Origin of the sequence: Anaeromyxobacter terrae (assembly GCF_022690685.1) — a bacterium.
Classification (GTDB): Bacteria; Myxococcota; Myxococcia; order Myxococcales; family Anaeromyxobacteraceae; genus Anaeromyxobacter; species Anaeromyxobacter terrae.
Genome location: NZ_JALCYY010000130.1, coordinates 1 through 2,354, shown reverse-complemented (window position 1 = coordinate 2,354; position 2,354 = coordinate 1). Strand labels below are relative to the sequence as shown.

Sequence of the window (2,354 nt, the reverse complement as noted above, 5' to 3'; positions counted from 1 at the left end):
GGCCTCCCGCGCCGCCGCGCGCGTCTGCTCGGACGCGCGCCGCTCCTCCGCGAGCCGCGCCCGCTCGTCGTCGAGCGCGCGGAGCGCCTGCCCGAGCGCGCCGCCCTGGCCGGTGAGCGCCGCGCGCGCCCGCTCCACGACGGGGGCGGGCAGCCCCACGCGGGCGGCGACCTCGATCGCGGACGAGCTGCCGGGGGTGCCGAGGTGCAGCTGGTAGGTGGGCGCGAGCCGCTCCGCGTCGAAGCCGACGCGCGCGTTCGCGTAGCGCCGGTCGGTGAGCGCGAGCGCCTTCAGCTCGTCGAGGTGCGTCGTCACGAGCACGGCCGCGCCGCGCTCGACGAGCGACTCCAGGATCGCCGCCGCGAGCGCCGCGCCCTCGCGCGGGTCGGTGTCGGCGGCGATCTCGTCCACCAGGATGAGCGACCCCGGCACCGCGCCGGCCAGCATCTCCTTCACCGCGGCGAGGTGCGCGGTGAACGTGGAGAGGTCCTTCGTGAGATCCCCGCGCTCGTCGACCGCCGCCTTCACCTCGAGGAAGAACGGGAGCCGGGAGCCGGCGGCGGTCGCGACCGGCAGGCCGGCGCGGAGCATGAGCGCCGACAGGCCCACCGCGGTGATGGCGACGGTCTTCCCGCCGCCGTTCGGGCCGGAGACGATGAGCGCGCGGGCGGGCGGGTCGAGCCGCACGTGGCTCGCGACGACCTTCTTGCCCTGCAGCACGAGGAGCGGGTGGCGCAGCGAGAGGAGCTCGAAGCCCGCGCCGGCGGGGAGCACCTCGGGCGCGTGGGCGTCGAGGTCGGAGGCGAGCAGCGCCGACCCCTCGAGCACGTCCAGCGCGGCGAGGGTCTCGAGGTCGCGAGCGAGCGCGCCCGAGCCGGCCATGAGCGCCCCGGTGAGCTCCCGGAGGATGCGCTGCTCCTCCTCGGCCGCCACGGCGTTCGAGATCGAGAGCTCGTTCCCGAGCTCGACCATCGAGTCCGGCTCGACGAAGAGCGTCTGGCCGGACTGGGAGGCGTTGTGGACGATGCCCGGCACGGCGGAGCGGGCGCTCGCGAGCACGGGCAGCACGTAGCGCTCGTTGCGGATGGTGAAGTAGGTGTCGCGCAGGTGGCGCTGCATCTCGGCGTCGGCGAGGAGCGCCTCCACCTGGACCTTGAGCGCGCGGTGCAGCCCGCGGGCCCGCTCGCGGGCCTGGGCGAGCTCGGGGCTGGCGCGGTCGGAGATCGTGCCGGACGGCTCGATGGCGCGCTCGATGCGATCGGCGAGCGCCGCCGAGGGCGAGAGCGGCTCCGCGAGGGCCCACAGGCGCGGGGTCTCCGCCGCGCGCGCCTCGAGGAGCCCGCGCGTCCGCTCGGCGGCGCGGGCGAGCGCGGCGCACTCGCGCAGCGCGAGCGGCTCGAGCACCCCTCCCTTGCTCGCCCGCTCGAGGTGCCCGGCGACGTCGCCGACGCCGCCGAGCGGGAGCGCGAGCCCGACCTCCGACAAACGCCGCGCCTCTCCCACCCGCAGGAGCGCCTCGCGCGCGTCGTCCGCGGTCGGCTGGAAGGGGAGGTCGAGGGCGCGGCTCCGGCCGGCGGGGAGCCGGCAGCGCGCGGCCAGGGCTGAGAGGACCTCGGGCCAGCCGAGCTCCCGTTGAGTGCGGTCGGTCATCGGACGCCGCTCCACTTACCCGTTCCAGGGCCGGTGCGCCACCGGCCGGATTATGGACGCGGCCCCGTGGTTATATGCCGGCGTGAAGCGCCTGCCTCTCGCCCACTCCCTCGCGCTCGGCGCCGTGCTCGCCGCCTGCGCCTCCGCGCCGTCCCTCCCGACCGCGCCGCTCGCGCTGCGCGCGGTACCCCCCGCGGCGCCGGTCCCCGGCTCCGACGCGCTCCTCGCCGAGGCCCTCGCCCTGCGCGCGGCGGGCGATCTCGCAGAGGCGCGGCGCAGGCTCGAGGACGCGCTCGCCGCGGCCCCCGGCCGCGACGACGTCCGCGTCGAGCTCGCCGAGCTGCTCGTCGCGGACGGCCGGGAGCTCGATCGGGCGCGGGAGGTCCTCGCGGGCGTCCGGCGTCGTACGGTCGACGCGCGCTGGGATCTCGCGAGCGCACGGCTCGCGGAGCTCTCCGGCGACGACGAGGCCGCCCAGGCCGCCTACGGCCGCGCGCTGATGGTGGCGGAGGATCCCGACGTCCGCCTGCGCCGCGCCCTCGCGCTCGAGCGGCTCGGGCGCCACGACGACGCCGCGCGCGAGCTCGAGCGGGCGCGCGACGCCCGGCCCGGGGACGCCGCGGTCCGGGCGCGGCTCGCCGAGGTCTGCGAGGCCGCCGGACGCCTCGCCGAGGCCGAGGCGGAGCTCGTCGCCGCGGCGCGCG

Annotated in this window: 2 protein-coding genes; one reads left to right on the top strand and one right to left on the bottom strand. The window is 78.1% G+C overall.

Features of this window, described 5'->3' with window-relative positions:
- A partial coding sequence (locus tag MNY62_RS25410; RefSeq protein ID WP_242347122.1) for an endonuclease MutS2 occupies positions 1–1,650 on the bottom strand: 1,650 nt, incomplete at its 3' end.
- A gap of 82 nt (positions 1,651–1,732) precedes the next feature.
- Between MNY62_RS25410 and MNY62_RS25405 the strand changes: the two genes are divergently transcribed.
- The coding region (locus MNY62_RS25405; RefSeq protein ID WP_242347121.1) for a tetratricopeptide repeat protein at positions 1,733–2,354 on the top strand (622 nt) is incomplete at its 3' end.